Source organism: Neochlamydia sp. AcF95, from assembly GCF_018342455.1.
Classification (GTDB): Bacteria; Chlamydiota; Chlamydiia; order Chlamydiales; family Parachlamydiaceae; genus Neochlamydia.
Genome location: NZ_JAEMUC010000069.1, coordinates 20,161 through 39,254 on the forward strand (window position 1 = coordinate 20,161; position 19,094 = coordinate 39,254).

A 19,094-nucleotide genomic window follows, 5' to 3' on the forward strand; every position below is an offset into this window, starting at 1 on the left:
TAATTTTCGCTACCTTGGCGGATAATGGCTGAGACTATAAGTAAGGAATCGAGCTTATTAATAACCAATCTCTCTTGCTTAGTCCGGTTCATCTTCTCCTACTTGAATAATTTCATGCCACAAATGATGCCGCCATTCTTCTACAATCCTACCATTAGCTATTAAGTCAACTTTATAAGTTAAAATTCCTTTAGTTTTAAAGTAGCGCTCATTAGCCAATACATAGAGATATGAGCCATGTGATTTTTTTAAAGGAAGAGTTAATTTCACCTGCTCTTTATTACGCAGTTGGATATGGATATCCAAATGCAAATTCTCACTCTTTAAATAGGTATAAGGAAAAGACCAAGAGATGAGTAGTTGCTGTTCTGCGGGCGGATTGGCAAGCATAGGATCGGGCGTTCCTACATGATAGCTTGCTAAAGACTCTTTTGTAAAATAGGAAGATTGGACGGATAGATAAGCGTTCTTGGAGCATCCACCCAAAATATACAAAAATAATACGAAACAAATGATTCTCACATTACCTGCTTTTTTGGAAACTACAGCCTGCAGAATACAAGGTCTGAGTAGAGTTGTTCTCAATAGGAAGCGCATCGCGCATTTTATTATAAGCCTCACGAATAAGTGCAGCGGTCGCCTCCCAGCTTATACAGGGATCTGTAAGAGAAACAGCATAACGTAGAAGCTGGGGGTTCTCCAGCATGGGCTGATTACCTGCATGTAGATGGCTTTCTAACATTAGACCACGGATGGAAGCATTGCCCTCGGTAATTTGATCAATGACTGAATGAAACACCTGGCGCTGTTGCTCATGCAGACGCTTAGAATTACCATGTGAGCAATCGATAAGAAAACTCAAAGGTAAATTAAATTTTGCCAAAGATTTTATAACTTGCGCAAGAGAGGCATGGTCAAAATTGGTACCCGAATCACTTCCTCTTAAAACTATATGCCCTTTAGAGTTACCTTGCGTATGCACAACAGAGATTTGGCCATCCTGATTTATTCCCATATAAGAGTGGGGTTGGGCAGCAGAAATAACGCCATGAATAGCAATTTCCACATTTCCTTCTACACTATTTTTAAAAGCTACTGGCATAGGCAAGCCAGAAGCCATTTGGCGATGTATCTGAGAAGCTGAAGTGCGCGCTCCAATGCATCCCCATGCAATTAGATCATCAAGATAAGCACAAGAATGAGGCTCAAGAAATTCTGCAGCCGTGGGAATTTTTAAACGGGTAAGATCTATTAAAAGTTGCCTTGTTAATTTAAGGCCCTGTTCGATATTATAGCTATTGTTAAGTTCAGGATCATGCAAAAAACCTTTCCAGCCTACGACGGTACGAGGTTTTTCAAAATAGGTGCGCATGACAAGTAAAAATTGATCGGCAACTTCATGCATTAAAGGTTTTAATTTAAGAGCATATTCTCGTATAGATTTTATATCATGAATAGAACAAGGTCCCACAATGATCAGATGCCTTTGATCTTTTCCTTCCAAAATATTAGAGATTTCTTTTCGTGCCTTTTCTATAAATAGGATAGCCTCAGCATCTAAAGGATATAAGGTTTTTAACTCCCTCGGTGACGGAAGTGGTTTATAATGAAGCATAAGCTAGTATTAAATTAAATATGAATTGAAAAGCTGAAGGTTAGCAAAAAGCAAGATTAAATACCAACTAGGATACGAAGCCTGATGGCAGACTTTTTCTTTTTACAAGCTATATAATGGTTTTTAAAAACATTTACTAATAAAAAAGGAATTATAAATTTTTATAATGAGCTAAACCCATCTCTTCTTAAAAATGCAAAAAATAAAATTACTCTTCGAAACGCTACGAAAAAAATATTCTTCTATTAAAGCCCTCAAGCCTTATCCCGAAATTCATTGGCTATCCATCGATAATAGCGGGTTGGAAAGCTTCCGCGCTAGCCATGCTGCAGGAAGGATAAACATAAAAGCTCAAGGTTATCTAGGAGCAATTTATGCTCTGCAGCAAATCCATACCGGAATACGCAGCGGCCATCTTGCCGATTTCTTAGGGCATATTAAACCTCGATTTAAAATCCGCCCTTTATGGATAGAAGATAGTATTAAAGCCCTTTTGGGCCAGCCTCATAAAATAGAAGAATTTGTTACAACCGTGCTGGAATTAGGATATAATACAATTGTTGTCGATCAATATAACGATGAAATAAATCTTACGAGCCTTTGCGCAGCTTTGCAAAGTTATGGACTAAAAGTTGTTTTAAAACTTTCGCATTTTCAAGCTCAGCAACAAGCTATTTGCTCACCTTTAACCCCCGCTTATAGCGATAAAGTTAAAAGCTACATTAACCAAATTTCCTCTCAAAATGCCCATTATGATTTTCTTTTTTGGGAAAGCCAATGGCAACATCCTGAATTTTTAGAAGCCCCAGGGATGGATTTTTATACTCTACCCGAACTGGTCTTAGAAGAAGCACGCCTAGTGGAAAATATTTTAGAAAAGTCTAAAACTTTAATTTTTTATGTGCCTGCAGATCAAGAAGAATCTGCTCAGCAAAGCGCTAGCTGGATGTCTCGCCTAGCTAACGATTTGCGACAAAACACCGTGTTAGCTTACTCTGTTACGGCTGAAGATTGCTTACTTAATAATCAATCCCCGCATCCCTTTTGGAATCAACTCCGTCATCAAATTGAGAAATCTTTCTCCCCTTTAATGCCTGTCCTCAATGTAGGGCAAGTGCCTCAAAGTGAGGGCTTATGGCCTCTTTTAGTGCACGATTTAATTGATGAATACATGTTACGTTGCCAAAATGAGCATTTTTTAGGAGTCTTATGCGTAGCTAATCAACTTCCTGCTAAAAAAGGAATTCACCACTGTAACCTATGGACAGCTTCTCAAATGATGTGGAAGGCCCAGATACCTGCCTTTATGTGGGTAGAAACATGGTTTTCCGCTCATCGTCCTGATTGGAATTACAATTTTTATGCTCCTTTTTTTTACCAAATAGGCCTATTATCAAAACAGCTAAACCAACTGCGTTCTTTAGCTAAACAGCAAAGTGCCGGCCATCCATCTAGCCATGAATGCCGCTTATTTGTAGATTCACTTCTTGTCCAGATCGATACCCTTATCAGTAGAATTGATAAAGAAGAAAGAAAATGCTTACAAAAAAGCGAAAATATCGCCCTTGGAGAATACTTTAAATTTTTCGCCGAAGATGCTCGCTTCATTATTTTGCAGATTCTTCCTGACCTTAACCTATCGCTTCCTCATTTACTTAATGAGAAAGATAGGCAAAGCTCTTTAGAGCAGCGTTCAAAACGCCGCTTGATGCATGAGCAAAAGCAAGGAAAGGAATTTCTTTTTTAACTTCTTTGCCCGCTCTTCTGAAGGGGCTTTAAAAGCTAAAGAAATTAACTCATACAAAAGTATTTAATATAATTTTTAGTTTAATCGCCTAGCTGCTGTTAACCGCTTTAGACTTTAATAAAAAGCTTTTTTAAGATATCCTTTTTCTTCCTCAAACAAAGGACTTCCTGATGGAAAATGTGGATATTTTTCTGAGTAACTTTAAAAACGCTATCTGGAGTGCACCTCTTCTTATTTTTCTTATCGGCACCGGGGCTTACTTGACTATTATTTTGAAAGGTGTGCAGTTTCGTTATCTCGGTTATGCAATCAAACAAGTATTTGCCCGCACACGCCAAAATTCTAAAGGAGATATTAGCCCTTTTGAAGCTTTAATGACCTCTTTAGCTGGCGCTATTGGAACAGGAGCAATTGTGGGAGTAGCTACAGGTTTAGCTGTCGGCGGCTTAGGCTCAATCTTTTGGATGTGGGTCACAGCGTTTGTAGGAATGGCTACTAAATATGCAGAATCTATATTAGCCGTGAAATATCGGATAATAGATGATCGTGGTGAGATGATGGGTGGCCCCATGCAGTATATAGAGAAAGGTTTGGGTTGGAAATGGATGGCTCTACTGTTTGCTCTTTTAGGAGCTTTAGCAGCTATCACTACTGGCAATCTAGTGCAAGTCAATGCTATTACCGAAGCTATTCAGCATCTTAAAGCGGTGGATCCTTTTTGGACAGGAATTGTGCTAGCGGGCATTACAGGATTAGTCATTATTGGAGGGGTTAAAAGTATTGGACATGTGGCCGGAGTATTAGTCCCTATTATGGCTCTATTTTATATTATCGGCGGGCTTATCGTCATTACTTTTCATTTTGATAAAATACCTCATGCCTTTGGCCTTATCATTAAAACTGCTTTTACAGGACAAGGAGCCACTGGTGGATTTGTAGGAGCTACTCTTATGATGGCTATACAATCAGGAGTCTCGCGTAGCGTGTTCTCCAATGAAGCAGGTTTAGGGATTTCTTCTATAGCAGCGGCGGCGGCCAAAACGGATAGCCCCGGGCGTCAAGGCATGATTACGATGACGGGTGCTTTAATTTCTACAGTCATTGTTTGCACAGTAACGGGCCTTGTATTAGCAGTTACCCAAGTGCAAGGAGCTATAAACGATTCTGGAGAGGTTTTAAATGGGGCTGCGATGGCCTTTGCAGCTTTTGAATCCACCCTCCCTGGCGGCAGTTATATCGTTTCTATTGGCCTTATTTTATTTGCTTTTTCTACCGTGCTGGCTTGGGCCTACTATGGAGAAAAATGCTTTGAATACATTTTTGGCATTAATTCTGTAAATGTTTATCGCATTTTGTTCACTTTGATTATTATTCCCAGTGCTGTAACCAAGATGGAGGTCGCTTGGTATTTAGCAGATATTACGAATGGATTAATGGTCATCCCTAATCTAATTTCCTTGATAGGTCTATCGGCAGTGGTTGTGGCAGAAAATGAACATTTCTTAGCTTTAGTTCAAAAAGAAAGATTAGCTTTACAAAAAACCTTTGAATCAAAGCAATAACTAGGACCCCTTAGCGATGGCAACCCCAGATTTAGAATTAAGCTTTTTACTCCTGCACACTTTAGATAATATTTACAGCTGGATATGGGGCGCTCCCCTCTTAATCTTATTAATAGGAGTGGGGCTCTACCTTACCATAGCCTTAAAAGGCTTACAATTTCGTTACCTCCCCTATGGCTTAAAAATAGCTTTTGGCCGACAAAAAGATGTATCAGGTCAAGGTGACATTAGCCATTTTGAGTCTTTAATGACGGCGCTAGCAGCTACCATAGGAATAGGAAATATTGCGGGTGTAGCCACAGCTATTGCCATAGGCGGCTTAGGGGCACTTTTCTGGATGTGGGTCACCGCATTGATAGGTATGGCCATTAAATATGCGGAAGCCATTTTAGCTGTTAAATATCGCAAGATGGATGGGCGAGGCGAGATGTGTGGGGGGCCCATGTATTTCATTGAATATGGATTAGGATGGAAGTGGCTTTCGGTATTATTTGCAATCTTTGGAGCCATTGGAACCTTTGGAGGCGGTAATATGCTTCAAGCCAACTCTGTGGCAGATGTAATGAAAAATGTCTTTCACATCGAGCCATGGGTGACTGGCTTCATTGTAGCACTTTTAACAGGGGCTACCCTCTTGGGAGGAATCAAATCGATAGGTAAGGTTGCCGGTTTATTAGTTCCTTTTATGGCCATCATTTATATTGGCGGAGCAGGCGTGATACTGTGTAAATATTATGATCGCTTGCCTACTGCTTTATCACACATTTTTCAGTATGCCTTTTCGGGACAAGCCGCCTTTGGGGGATTTGCAGGTTCGACTATGTTAATGGCTATTCAGGTGGGTGTCAGCCGTGGCCTCATGACTAGCGAAGCAGGATTAGGAACAGCATCGATTGCTGCCGCAGCCGCCAAAACAGATTTACCAGGACGGCAAGCTTTAGTCTCCATGACAGGATGCTTTTTAGCCACCATTGTAATGTGCAGCGCTACGGCGTTGGTGTTAGGTGTCACCGAAGTCTTTGGTAGCTTAGATGCAGAGGGTAAGCTCCTCAACGGAGCTTCGATGACCGTTGCAGCTTTTAACCAAACATTTTCAGGGGGAGCCTATGTAGTGACTCTAGGCCTTGTGCTGTTTGCTTTTACCACTCTCCTAGGATGGGCTTATTATGGAGAAAAATGTGTGGAATATTTACTAGGCTCTAAATCCGTTCCTTTTTATAGGGCTATTTTTACCTTAGTAGTCATTCCTGGCGCCATCTTAGAGCTCGATGTCGTTTGGAAAATCTCTGATATATGCAATGGCTTAATGGCCTTTCCAAACTTAATTGGTCTCTGTGCCCTGTCAAAAGTAGTGATCGCTGAAAGCCGCTCATTTCTTAAAGTGCTTTCCCATGAACAAGAAGATAGGGCTTAAAACTTTTTTCTTAAGGTAAACTGCCTCTTTAGCAATGCAGCTATAATTCAAGTAGGATAATCGGGTTAGAAAGAAGAATAAGATTAAATTAAGAAAGCGCTTCTTAAAATCGTTCACTAATCATTTTATTTTGCTCTTTGATATATCAGTCATAAGTTTTTAAGCAGCTCTTTATTTAATCATCTGCTTTAAAAAAACTATAGCCTTAATTTAAAAGGGTTAGCTGGGAAAGATTTAAATGTCTTATTGAAATTATAGACTTAAATTTCACTAAAACTTCTTATCAAATCAAATTGAAAATTTCCGACTTAAAAGTTATTCATCGTGTCCTACTTCGCTTTTTAGCTGCATCATAGAATCTAAAACGTTGGTTGCCAGCTACCTATTAACCCACTTTTTATAACAATCTTCTTTGAGGAACTATAAATCATTCTATTATCAAATAAACACGCTGCTTAGTTTTTTTTCAGAGGGAAAACTAATAAAAAACTAACATTAGTAAAAGTAATGCTTGTATTATTTACGATAAAACAATAAGATTCCTGATTTATATAATAAATTATACTAAGAGAAAATTAGGCGAGCTTTAATCTTATAACGCTTATTAGGGGATCAACGAAGATATGCCAAAAAAAATGCGCAGAGCAAGCGATTTATCCCATGAAGCAAAATGGGGTAAGCTAACCCCTGAAGAAATTGCCTATGTGGAACACAAACTTCAAGATAAGAAGGCTGATGAAGATGAGGATTTAGATACATGGATATTTATTGTAGGCAGATTAGGATTAATTCGTCACCGCCCTTTATTGGAAAAATTTCTTTATCATCAAACGGAACCATGGGTATGCATGCAAGCTTTAAAAGCCCTTTGCACTTACTGGGAGTACACTAAAGATTATTTGAAAGAACTTAAAATGTTTATTAGAGGTGTAGAGTGGGATCCTCATGATGACATACGCTTATGGGCGTTAAGCATTGCCGGAGATTTTCTTAAAGAAAATTATGATCCAGAGCTTTTACAGCTTGTGTTAGATGTTTTTGAAAACCTTGGAAAACTGGATAGTTTTCATGAACATAGTACTTATGCTCGCGAATTTATACGAAGCTGCGCCTTTAATGCTTTAGCTATTGCTTCGGGAGAAAAGTATCAGAACCTTCCTGATACTGATGATATAGAAAATTGCCTCCTCAACAGTCAAATGGAGCTTCTAGACTTAAGTGTGCTAGAAAAAGCTCGCCAAAGGCTCAAGCAAAAATTTTAACTACCTTTCTAATAAAGGAAGAATAAAAAATGGTTAACTCGCCTTCACAATTTACTTTACATCTTCCTTTAAATCTCTCTACCCGGGAAGGATTTACAAATAAACGTATTCAACCTATCAACTACGATAAGGTGCATTTTCTAAAACAAAAATTAATTCCTCTTATGCTTCCCTTTTACGATATTGAGGGCAGCATCATTCAGCTTTGGAAAATGGATGATAAACTGGTAGGGGCTGTGTTAGATAGAGAAGGCCACTTGGTGATTGTACCTGAAAAAAACATCATTAATTCTTTAAATCCTCAAGAGCCACCGGCTAAGCTTATTACTCGTTTAACAAGCTGTAGCTTGCGTAAGTGGGATGTGGTGTATGATATTAACATATTATGCCTCTCTATCTGGCCCCATCTTGAAGCTGCAGGTAGGCATAATTACATTCTAGAAGGAAAAGTAGCTCAAAGCCAGTATGATAAAAAGCCTTGCCAGGAAGTGATTAAAGATTTGAATGAACGCTTAATGCGTCTGACTGAAAAGGGAGCCTTGAATCGTTATCACTATACAGCTTATCGAAAAGAAGCACAAGGCATAGTACTATTAAACAGAGAAGGAAAACCTCTCCTAAACCCGAAAAACGGTAAGCCTTATGACCATATAAAAGATGTAAGTGATCAGCAGAACGGGGCAAAAAAAATTATAAGAGACATTAAATTACGATTGCGTTTTGATGACCTTACAGCCGATGAGAGAAAAGAGCTCGAGAGTATCTTAGCTAAAACAAGTAAAATTTTAGATGATTCTCGCAAATTTACCACTAAAGCAGCTACTCCAGCCCGTAAACAATTCTATCAAACCTTGCAACAAACGCGACTGACAAATTCTTATAACTCTACCCATCCCCATTCTCCTATCCCTGTTAAAGGTGGAGCAGAAGGAGAGATTGGCGGAGTAGCCTGCAGCATGGAATATATTAAAGGCTTATTCGATTCACCGGACGCTTTATTTGAAAACACTCACTTTTTCTGCACCCCCCAACTCCCTGAAGGAGAATTTCCTTTTTCAAATGAAGAGCTTCAGCAAATTTTGCGAGAGCTAGCTGTAGGGATTTATGTAGATAATGCTATACCTTTTTTCAGCTTGCATTTCAAACAGGGAACAGCTGATCTATTTCCCGTCATTCATCCAGCTTATGAAAATACTCTCGTAGGTCGTGTAATCAGCATGCTAGATTATATGATGAAGGGTTACCTAAATGGGGGCATTTATTCCGAAGAGTTCGTAGATGAATGGTATAAAAATCCAGACTGGGATAAAAAGTCGGCCTCTGCTTTAGAAAAGCTAATAAGCTTTGAAGAATACTGCAAAGCTTATTTAAATGATGGAGATAAAAATTATTTTGCAGTTAATGGCTTAACTCATTTAATTAAAAGTAAAAGATTATGGGATAAAATCCATGATGCTCTTTTTGTAGATGAGCCCTACGAAAAAATTTTTGAAAGCCAGGAGGGATTCAAAAATTCATTTAGAATTATTGCCAAACAAAATAGTTATCGTAAAGAAAAAAACTTATTCTTAATTGATACAGATTTTGAGGTTCACTATACCATAGAGCCTTCTCCAGCCTATAATGAAGCGCTCGCAAAGCATGTGAGAAAATATGGATGTATGCCTGCAGCCTATACCGATTTGGAAAATGCTTATGAACTCATGTCAGAGAGAATTCACAATCATATGGTCAAGATGCCTCTTTGTCGCCATTATTTTTCTATGCTTGGGATCATCAACTTTTTTTCTAGTTATTTTTCCACATTAAAAAAATATGGCAAAGTTCCTATCTTACCATCATGTGAGCAATCTCTTGTGCACGGATGCCCTCCCTTATTTCCTTATCTTCCTATCTCTGTACACCATACAGAGAAGCTTGAAGTTAATAAGCGTGAAGTCATGCGTCAATTTTTGAAAAACCACGAAGAAAAACTAAAAAATTACTTTAAAAACCTTAGCGAGCTAATGCTACTTCATAGAGAAGAAGAAAATTTAGAAAAAAAGTTTTTTTTAGATCAAAAAGTAGACCTCCTTGATCTCTTACAAGACATCGTCAAACAAAATGTTTTCCAACGTGCGAATTCATCGCTTCAAACTTTTTTAAATCAAAATGATCTATTCCAACCTACTTATAAACGAGTAGCTTCTCTTTATTTTGAGCAAACTTTGTCAGACTACGTTGAAATTTTAAAAAATTTAAAAAACAATTATTATTCGTGGAATCTTAGCGACTCACAAATTAGAAGCCGTTTATACCTCAAGCTTTTTGAGGCGATTTTTGATCTAAATAAAATTAGCAATAACTCTGTTACTCTTAATAAAGTTCAATATGATCAAATTCATATTTCACCCCAGGTTAGCAAAGAGATCAAAGAAAAGTCCAAAAGAGTGGTAGGAGGTTGCGGAATGGAGCTAGTCACCGAGCAGATACAAGGTTCTCCCCTGGCCAATACCATTGTCCACGATAACTGGAGCAAATTACATGAATTAATTCCCGAGACATGGACTAAAATAAAAAGCGAAAATTTCCAAGGAGTTGCCTTTAGTTTAATGCATGAAGATGCTCCCCTAGAACGGATTGAAGATTACAGTTGGATGGAATCCTATCTTCTAGTTCCTAAAGGAAGCGACTGGAAAGCGGTAGAGCAAAGGCAAAAGCTTGAAAAAGCTATCCAGGCGGACCAAAAAGATGAATTTATGAAATTAATGGCAACAAAGCCGCCTTTGCATAAAATGGTCGATAGATATAAAAGAACACTTCTCCATATTGCTGCTTTAGCTAGAAATCCTTTTTATTTGGACACTTTATTGAGTCAAACTCTAGCCTGTGAGTTAAAAGATGTGCACGGCTATTTACCTATCCACTATGCTGCTATGGCAGGAAATGTAAAACACTTAGAGTTATTATTAAAAAAGAATGCAAATTTGCTCTCTGCAGCAAGCAATAATGGATCGACTGCTTTAATTATCGCTATTCAACATCGACAGCTAGAGTTCATACATCATTTATTAAAACGGAAATCTGTCTTAGCTACTCTCACTGGCGGATATACAGAATTGCATTGCGCCTTACATGAGGGAGACCTTCCAATTATTCACAGGCTATTGGAAAGTAAATCTATCGTCAATTCTTGCATAAACATTTGCTCTGCTGAAGGAGGAACTCCCCTGATGATGGCTTGCGAGCATAATTTAGTGGAAGTAGTAAGCATTTTACTTGAAAAAGGAGCTGATCCATCTATCAAGCGCCAAGATGGCGTTACAGCTATAGAAATTGCTATAAGAAATAATTGCCTTCCTATCCTTAAATTACTTTTTCAAGCCACCCAACCCTCTTCTCTTGCCATTGAAGCAGCCGCGCAAGAAGGATCCTCTGAAGTTATAGAGTTTGTAGCACTTAATACTCCTAAATTTAGCCAATATAAAAGCTGCTGTGGCGATACTCCCTTACATATTGCACTTCGTTATGGCAATCTTTCTGCAGCACAGCTCTTAATCAATTTTACAGAAGATTTAAATAGCGTTAATATAGAAAATGAAACACCTTTTAGCATAGCTGCTTCCCTAGGAGCTTGGTCTATTGTCAAACAACTTTTCAAAAAACATGCCTCCATCTACCCACGGCCCTTATTAACAAGTACCTATAACGCCTGCATCAAAAAAATATTTAATTCTATAGATATATCTTCTGAGGAGCTGGATAAGTATACATTAGTAGCCGCGCAGGCAGGAAGCTATGAGATTATTTCACTCATTCTTAAACCTATGGGAGCAAATTTAGAAGCCATCGAGGGACCTAACGGATGGAAGCTGTTACATTATCTTGCAAAGGCTGATGGTATCTTTCTTTTTAGAAGTTTGATTTATAAGGTAAAAGATAGAATGCAACCGTTAGAAAAAGAATATGGTAAAACACTTGCTTATATTGCTGCAGAAAATGGAAGTTTACGTGTATTGCATTTCCTTATTCAAATAGTAAAGAAAAACAATATTTCTTTAGAGAATCATTATGGAAAAAAACACCTTTTCTATGCAGCTATGAAATCAGGGCAGCAGGCTTGCATTGAACTGCTGTTGGAGAGCTTTACAACCATCGATTTAGTCAACATTCCTCTTGATGATCGTAATTGCTGCGCTTCTCATTTAGCTGCCCAAACAGGTTCACAGGCATTAGTACAGCTATTGGTAGAAAAAGGTGCCAACCTTTCAAAAATAGACGATAAGAACCATTCTCCCTTATTTTATGCTATTCGATCCAATAGCTTAGAATTGGTCACATTCCTACTCAAGCACAAAATCCTTATAAGTGGAGAGGATTTATGTGAAGCTGCACGAAAAGATGATGAAAGGATTTTTGATTTATTAATGCTTACCAAGCCTTCACAAGCTGTTTTAGACGATGCTTTATATGAGGCCATTCTTCACCATTCTAATAAGGCTTTTTTTCTCTTACGCAAGAATTTTGCCTCCTTCAACTATGCTAACCCCTATGGATGGACTCCTACAATGCTAGCTGCATTCCGAGGAAATAAGGAAATTCTTGAAGCCATCTTACATACAGGCTTTGTAGATAAAAGAACTACTCATTCTGATTATAATGCTTTGCATCTAGCGTGTTCACAGGGAAATCCCCACAGTGTTCAACTTCTTCTAAATGCGGGATTCCTGAATGAAGGCCACAAATCTGGTAAATCTAATCTAGAGCTTGCTTGCAAGCATCCAGGTGTAGTTGCTATTTTAAACAATAAGACAGCCGAAAGAGATTTAAGGGTTAGTAAGTTTTATCAAACGTTGAATAATGATGATGTCAATGGTTTACTAGAAATTTTCCCTCAGTTTGATTCTAAGGAGATAATCTTCTCGCCTGATAACTTTTCTAATTATTGGGGAACTTATCTACATTTTATTCTTCAATTTTCTAAAAAGAATAATGTTCGCTTGCTTATAAGCGAATTATTAAAATATCCCGTTCTTATACATAAAGTAAGTGATAGTAATGGAGATACAGTCGCCCACCTGCTTGCCAAAAACAATCTATCTCTTTTGAGCATTCCTGCTAATGAATTAACTATAAAAAACCATAAAGGAAGCACCCCTCTCCATTTAGCAGCGCAATACTGCAATCTTGTAGAGTTAAAAACACTCATTCAACAGCTTAAAAAGAAAGATTTAAATAGAGAAGATAATGAGGGGCGTACCCCCCTCTTTTATGCTATACGGAACAATACTCCAACTACTAAAGAAAACATTCGCATACTTGCTGAACTCGGAGCCAATCTTGAACATTATGACTTTGAGCGGATAACACCTCTAATTTTTGCATGCAAGCATAATAAATCCCTTGCCGTTAATGCTCTCTTAAAATATGGAGCTCGTCCCAATCAAATAGGAACGTTAGAAAAGGTAACGCCTTTATATATCTCTTTGACTTTAGAAAGAGAGGAAATTGCTCGCCATCTGCTTCTCAAGGGGGCTAATCCTCATATTATAGATGAAAAGGAAATTAACATTATTACTCTTCCAGGAGCAAAGCGAGTGCTCAAGCTATTGATAGCACGTCAAGAGACATGTAATAACACCTCTCGCTCAAGCCTAGAACCTGCCCATCTTGCAGCTTATCATGGCCAAACAGATATTTTATCCAACTTAAAACAATTAGGGGTTTCTTTAGATACTCGTGTAGAATTAGAAGCATCAGAAAATTTAAATGATTTACCTAATAATGACAGCCTTTTTCAAGGAGCCACTCCCCTTCATTTGGCCATCTTTAATGGCCAAGCAGAAACTGCCAGATGGCTACTAAAACAGCAAGTTCAAGTCCAATCAAAAACTGAGCACGACTTAGATGTTTTATCATTTGCTGCTATGAACAAAGCTGCCAAGCCGCTCTTAGAGATATTCTATAAATATCGTATTTCAAAAAATGTTGAAAGCCTCAATCAAGCTGCTCGAATAGCAATTTCTCAGGATAATATTGAGGCCGTCATTTATCTCTATCAGCATGGTATCACCCCTAATACTTTATTAAAGCCCTATCATACAGGCTTGCATATTGCTTGTATGCAAGGAGCCTTGCAAAGCACAGCATGGCTCTTACAGAATGGTGCGGATCCATGGGCAAATGGCCCTTTAAACAAAAATGCTTTTGAATTAGCGGCAGAAAATGGCTCTTATACACACTTTCGACTTTTGATTGAATTTGCACGGCCGGATTTAGATGAAGCTAATCACGAAGGTAAAACATTGATGCATTTAGCTGTCGCAGCTAGAAACTTCAACCATATTGTAATTTTAATTTTAAATCATGCCAGCTTAGACATCCAAGATGATACCGGATTAACTCCCTTACATAGTGCAGCTCAAAAAGGTCAAGTAGAAATTGTTCGCTTACTATTAACTTGCGGCGCGAATCAAGAGATTTGTAATTTTGAAGGCAAACGTCCTATTGATTTGGTTGCCGAAGATAACGATACCTTACGTCGTGTCTTCAAAAAATATCAAAAGTTGGATAAAAAAAAGAAGAAAAATGAAACGCTTTTACATCGAGCCGTAAGAAGTAATTACCCGCTAGCTATTCCTCTCTTATCTCGTACGCAATATATCAACGAACAAGACAGTGAAGGCAGTTCTGCTTTACATTTAGCTGTAAGAAAAGGACAAACAGAATCTGTGCGCCGCCTTTTGCACTCTCAATCACCTGTTAATATTGATGTGGATATTTGTGATAAACACTACCGTACGCCTTTATGGTATGCCTGTGTGCAAAAACAACATTTTGATATCGCCAGATTACTCATTAAGGCAGGAGCTCATGCATTATATCCAGATATTTCGGCATTAAATATTATTCAACAGGTAGAGAAAATAAACTTTGAGGGAAAGGAAAAACTTTTAAATCTATTAAATAATGAGGCCAAAAAATTCCTTCATAAAATAGGACCTCTAATATAATCAAAAAAACCCTACGGCTATTAAAAGAGGGAACTTAAGGACAATTGCCAGGCCAAATTTTAGGCTAATATTTAACACGCTGGCCACTTGGGATGAAACAAAAGCAACAAGATAATTGGCTGTTAAAAGACGAGAGATGAAACCAGTAAATTAAGGCTATTAGGTTAAAATATATAAAGGAAATAGCACTGCATAATTTAAGAAAAAACATCCTACTCAGCATTACCCTAGCTACCTCTCTTTATGCTTATATAAACATAAAATAATTAATAAAAAAACACTTTTTTATAAAAAAGAAAGGAAAATAGGCGAAGTGAATCTAAATAAAGGCTGAAGAAATTTTCAGATTTTGCCCCCGTATAATTCATTTTTCACATGGGGCTTAAGCATATATATAGGATAAAAAAAATTTAACTCATTACATAAGGAAATAATTTTATGTCTCTTACCGTTTCTTTTTCTTGCACTCGTATCCGTGCTAAATATGACGGAAAAAAGCTTACTTTAGTCAAAAAAAACTCAAAATTGAACTGGAAAAAAAACCCCGTTTTGATGACTGCCGAGGAAAAGAGAGCCATAAACTTTGAGCATATTATGGCAATTCTTCAAGGAGATTCTCTATTGCCTTCTGCCTTAGCAGGCTTAGATCCAAAGAAATTATCACCAGAAATTTTAGTGCTCGACCGAATTTATAGAAATGCTATTAAGCATTATATAGAAACTTTAAAAGATTCCAGTGGATATGACGAAAAAAACTTAAAAAAATTGAGGAGCCGACATCAATGGACCTGGATTAAAATAGCGGCTACCGGAGCATTTGTTTTAGGCAGCACGGGAGCACTGGGAGGAGCTTTAGCGGGAGGAGGTATAGGAGCAGTTCCCGCCGGAACAATAACGTTTGCATGCGGGTTGTTAGGAAGTAGCTTTTCTGCACGAAAGCTAGTGGACACTTTTATTTTGCGCGAAGGAAGTACACATCGATTAAAGTGGATTCAATCCATAGACCTAGCTGAAAAAAATAGGTTAGAGAACATGCAAGTACATTTAGAATTAAGTGCAGCACGCGTGTTAAAAGAGCTTCAAGAATTAGAAAAAGATGAAGAATGTTCTGTTGATTTATTTAGAACGCTACAGCAGCATTTTTTAGTTAACCAAGCTTTGTTTCCACAACAAGCTTTTATTATAGAAGGCGTAGATATAGCTACTTTTCTCCTTCAGTTAAAAGATAAATTTGCTTTCTCCTAACTATGCCAGAAAAGGAACTTATATGTTTACCCTTTTCCAAAATATATCTAATGATTTTAAAAGTTATTTTCTAATTTATGAGTGGAGAGAGGAGATCTTCTTGCTCCAGAGGCAAAGATAAATGGTGAGAAGCTTACACCTACAAGTGAGGGTTTAAAACGAAAAGCTTTACTTTTAGATACCTTTATAAATGCAAGACCTGAGCTTAAACTAAATGCTTGGAATGTTATTACCACTCTAAACATCTTCTTGCAAAGGACAGTGGAGGGGGTAGGAAGATTGCTTTTAATCGGCAATAATCTTGCAGGTCAGTTAAATAACCTTGCAGTGAAGAAAATTGGCCTTGAATATGAATTAGAGCAACGTATAGATTTCATTGCAACCTTTAAAGAAGTTTGCGCCCTATTTGAAAAGCATGTGCTAGAAGCAGAAAAAGCTGCAAAAGGGGCAAGAAATACTTCTTCTCTTCTATTAATGCAAACATTAGAAAATAAGGAAGATTAAATGGCAATAACTTTAAGTATTACTTCATCTTGTATACTTCCTATCAAAGCATGCTCACAAAAAACTGGGCATGCTTCTCAAGTATTCGTTAGAATTTGTAAAATATGTTCTTATTTAGGTGCCCGCATAAAAAAAATTGCTCTTGAGATTTTTTATTATTTACAAGAATTTTATAAGGATCTTAAGGATGATCTTTCAATTTGGTGGTTTGAAAAAGAAGATCCCATCGATACAGAGGCACGGATAGAATGTGAAAGGCTTAGACCTGAGATTGAAGAATTAAAGCGGAAAACCTTTCTCCTGGATACCTTTATAAACGAAAGGCCAGAGCTAAAAAATAAATGCTTAGAATATTACCATAAATATAAACATTTCTTCATCAAGAATCAAAGGGGTTCTCCAAGAACAAGACTTGCTATTGATCTTGATCTTAATGATCCTGTGGACCAATTAAATATTTTAGGGGTAGAAAAACTTGACCTGGAGTATGAATTAGATCAACGTATAGATTTTATTACAAGCTTTGAAGAAGTTTACGCTTTGTTTGAAAAGCATGTAATAGAAGCAGAAAAAGCTGCAAAAGGCGCAGGAAATGTTTTTCCACTTCTATTAACACAAGCTTTGGAAAATAAGGAAGATTGAATGGCAATAACTTCAAGTGTTACCTCATCTTGTATACTTCCTCTCAAAATATGCGCACAAAAAACTGGGCATGCTTCTCAAGTATTCTCTAGAATTTGTAAAATATGTTCCTATTTAGGTGCCCGGGTAAAAGGAATTGCTCTTGAGATTTTTTATTATTTTCAAGAGTTTTATAAGGATCTTAAAGACGATCTTTCAATTTGGTGGTTTGAAAAAGAAGATCCTATCGATACAGAGGCAAGGTTAGAATGTGAAAGGCTTAGACCTGAGATTGAAGAATTAAAGCGAAAAACTTTACTTCTGGATACCTTTATAAACGAAAGACCAGAGCTTAAAGCTAAATGCTTAGAATATTATCACAAATATAAACATCTTCTTATCAAGAATATTAGAGGCTGTGGGAGAACTGATTTTGATCCTGATAATCCTGTGGATCAGTTAAATATTCTTGCAGTAGAGAAACTTGACCTTGAATTTGAAGTAAATCAACGCATAAATTTTATTACAAGGTTTAAAGAAGTTTACACCCTATTTGAAAAGCATGTAATAGAAGCAGAAAAAGCTGCAAAAGGCGCAGGAAATGTTTTTCCACTTCTATTAACACAAGCTTTGGAAAATAAGGAAGATTGAATGGCAATAACTCCAAGTGTTACTTCATCTTATATACTTCCTATCAAAACATGCCCACAAAAAACTGCGCATGCTTCTCAACTATTCGTTAGAATTTGTAAAATATGTTCTTATTTAGGGGCTCAAATAAAAGGAATTGCTCTTGGTATTTTTCATTATCTTCAAGAATTTTTTAAGGATCTTAAAGACGATCTTTCAATTTGGTGGTTTGAAAAAGAAGACCCTATAGATACAGAGGCAAGATTAGAATGTGAAAAACTCAAACCTGAGATCGAAGAATTAAAGCGGAAAACTTATCTTCTAGATACCTTTATAAATGAAAGACCTGAGCTTAAGAATAAATGCCTAGAATATTACCATAAACACAAACATTTTTTTATTAAAAATACTAAAGGCTGTGGGAGAACTGATTTTGATCTTGGCAATCCTGTGGATCAGTTAAATATTCTTGCAGTAGAAAAGCTTGACCTGAAATATGAATTAGATCAACGCATAGATTTCATTACAAGCTTTAAAGAAGTTTACGCCCTATTTGAAAAGTATGTGCTAGAAGCAGAAAAAGCTTCACAAGGCGCAAAAAATACTTTTCCTCTATTACTAACATAAAAATTGGAAATTAGAAAGAGATAAAAAAGTTATTACTTTACCTCCCTAAATTCTCTTTTTTTGCAGAAAAAATTAAGGATTTCTATGTTACCAGCCGTCAACTTTCCTCATTATGATTTTAATCATTACTTAACCCCTCTCCACCATGAAATCCTTCAAGAATGCAACTCTCCATTAAAAAGACATATAAGATATAATTTATTAAGCTCTACTTTAAAAGTGGATATTAAAATAGCAAAGCTTTCTTTAGACATTCTTAACCAATCCAGTAAAAGCTGCAGAGAGATTACAGAAAAAATTTTATATGTAATTATAACTGAGGGTAAAAATAATATAAGGGAAATATTGAAAAAGCTTACTAAGATTTTTGCAATGAAGGGGGAGCAAGCTCTGGGCACATGTGTGGACATGCAGGAGAATTTTAGCTTGCCTGTAATTTTAGAAGCTATTGAGGCTTTTTACCAAATTACCTTATTAACCACTGCGCCTTTGTCCTCGATCTCTCACTTTCCTCCTTATGAGGCAGCAATAAGAAAGCTCGGATTAAAATTGAAAAACCAGCCTAACAATCTGGAAAAGATAAATTCAATAGCCCCATTTAAAAAGCAAGAGCACCAGCCACCGGCTCCCTTGCTTAAAACAGTTCCTGCAAATCTATTAAATGCTTTAGAAAAAAGCTTTTCCCTCCCTCATTTAATCCAAACAGCTATTAGCTATCTAGTTTGACATGATTTAAAGGATGTTTCATGCTTAAGTAATATTTTGAGAGCGTTTTTTCTCCCAAATCGCTATACTTTATTTACGCCTAAATCATTATAAAGCTCTTAATTTCTTGCAAAGTTGACTATGAAACCAATCAAGCTAGATAACCAACA

At 37.1% G+C, this 19,094-nt stretch carries 13 protein-coding genes; 11 read left to right on the top strand and 2 right to left on the bottom strand.

The genetic code is table 11. The annotated features are described in order from the left end of the window. Window positions 1-78: 78 nt before the first annotated feature. Entirely contained in the window at window positions 79-522 is a 444-nt protein-coding gene (locus tag NEOC95_RS08365; protein ID WP_166156267.1) for a hypothetical protein, read from the bottom strand. A gap of 1 nt (window position 523) precedes the next feature. After that, window positions 524-1,615 carry a 3-deoxy-7-phosphoheptulonate synthase gene (locus tag NEOC95_RS08370; RefSeq protein WP_166156264.1) on the bottom strand — a complete coding sequence of 364 codons (1,092 nt, stop codon included), beginning with the start codon at window positions 1,613-1,615 and terminating at the stop codon, window positions 524-526. A gap of 193 nt (window positions 1,616-1,808) precedes the next feature. Between NEOC95_RS08370 and NEOC95_RS08375 the strand changes: the two genes are divergently transcribed. The 11 genes from NEOC95_RS08375 to NEOC95_RS08425 all read left to right on the top strand — a co-directional run bounded on the left by NEOC95_RS08375 (window position 1,809) and on the right by NEOC95_RS08425 (window position 18,945). Continuing rightward, a complete protein-coding gene (locus tag NEOC95_RS08375) occupies window positions 1,809-3,362 on the top strand; it encodes a hypothetical protein (protein ID WP_166156260.1) in 1,554 nt (517 codons plus the stop codon). 170 nt (window positions 3,363-3,532) lie between these two features. After that, complete coding sequence (locus NEOC95_RS08380) at window positions 3,533-4,924, top strand: alanine/glycine:cation symporter family protein (protein WP_166156257.1); 1,392 nt, start codon at window positions 3,533-3,535, stop codon at window positions 4,922-4,924. A 16-nt stretch (window positions 4,925-4,940) separates the two neighbouring features. After that, window positions 4,941-6,338, top strand: a complete 1,398-nt coding sequence (locus tag NEOC95_RS08385; protein ID WP_166156254.1) for an alanine/glycine:cation symporter family protein — start codon at window positions 4,941-4,943, stop codon at window positions 6,336-6,338. Between the two features lie 623 nt (window positions 6,339-6,961). Continuing rightward, the gene (locus NEOC95_RS08390) at window positions 6,962-7,600 is read left to right on the top strand and encodes a hypothetical protein (RefSeq protein WP_166156251.1); all 639 of its coding nucleotides are present in this window, start codon (window positions 6,962-6,964) and stop codon (window positions 7,598-7,600) included. Between the two features lie 29 nt (window positions 7,601-7,629). Beyond that, window positions 7,630-14,592 (top strand): ankyrin repeat domain-containing protein, encoded by a 6,963-nt coding sequence (locus tag NEOC95_RS08395; protein WP_213152483.1) that lies wholly within the window; start codon window positions 7,630-7,632, stop codon window positions 14,590-14,592. 438 nt (window positions 14,593-15,030) lie between these two features. Beyond that, entirely contained in the window at window positions 15,031-15,837 is an 807-nt protein-coding gene (locus NEOC95_RS08400) for a hypothetical protein (protein ID WP_166156245.1), read from the top strand. An 81-nt stretch (window positions 15,838-15,918) separates the two neighbouring features. Then, a complete protein-coding gene (locus NEOC95_RS08405) occupies window positions 15,919-16,341 on the top strand; it encodes a hypothetical protein (protein ID WP_166156242.1) in 423 nt (140 codons plus the stop codon). Beyond that, the gene (locus tag NEOC95_RS08410; RefSeq protein ID WP_166156239.1) at window positions 16,342-16,983 is read left to right on the top strand and encodes a hypothetical protein; all 642 of its coding nucleotides are present in this window, start codon (window positions 16,342-16,344) and stop codon (window positions 16,981-16,983) included. Next, window positions 16,984-17,613: a hypothetical protein gene (locus NEOC95_RS08415; RefSeq protein ID WP_166156236.1), complete on the top strand. Its 630-nt coding sequence runs from the start codon at window positions 16,984-16,986 to the stop codon at window positions 17,611-17,613. It begins immediately after the preceding gene. Continuing rightward, a complete protein-coding gene (locus NEOC95_RS08420) occupies window positions 17,614-18,219 on the top strand; it encodes a hypothetical protein (protein WP_213152484.1) in 606 nt (201 codons plus the stop codon). Between the two features lie 84 nt (window positions 18,220-18,303). Beyond that, complete coding sequence (locus NEOC95_RS08425) at window positions 18,304-18,945, top strand: regulatory protein RecX (RefSeq protein WP_213152485.1); 642 nt, start codon at window positions 18,304-18,306, stop codon at window positions 18,943-18,945. The last annotated feature ends 149 nt before the right edge of the window (window positions 18,946-19,094 follow it).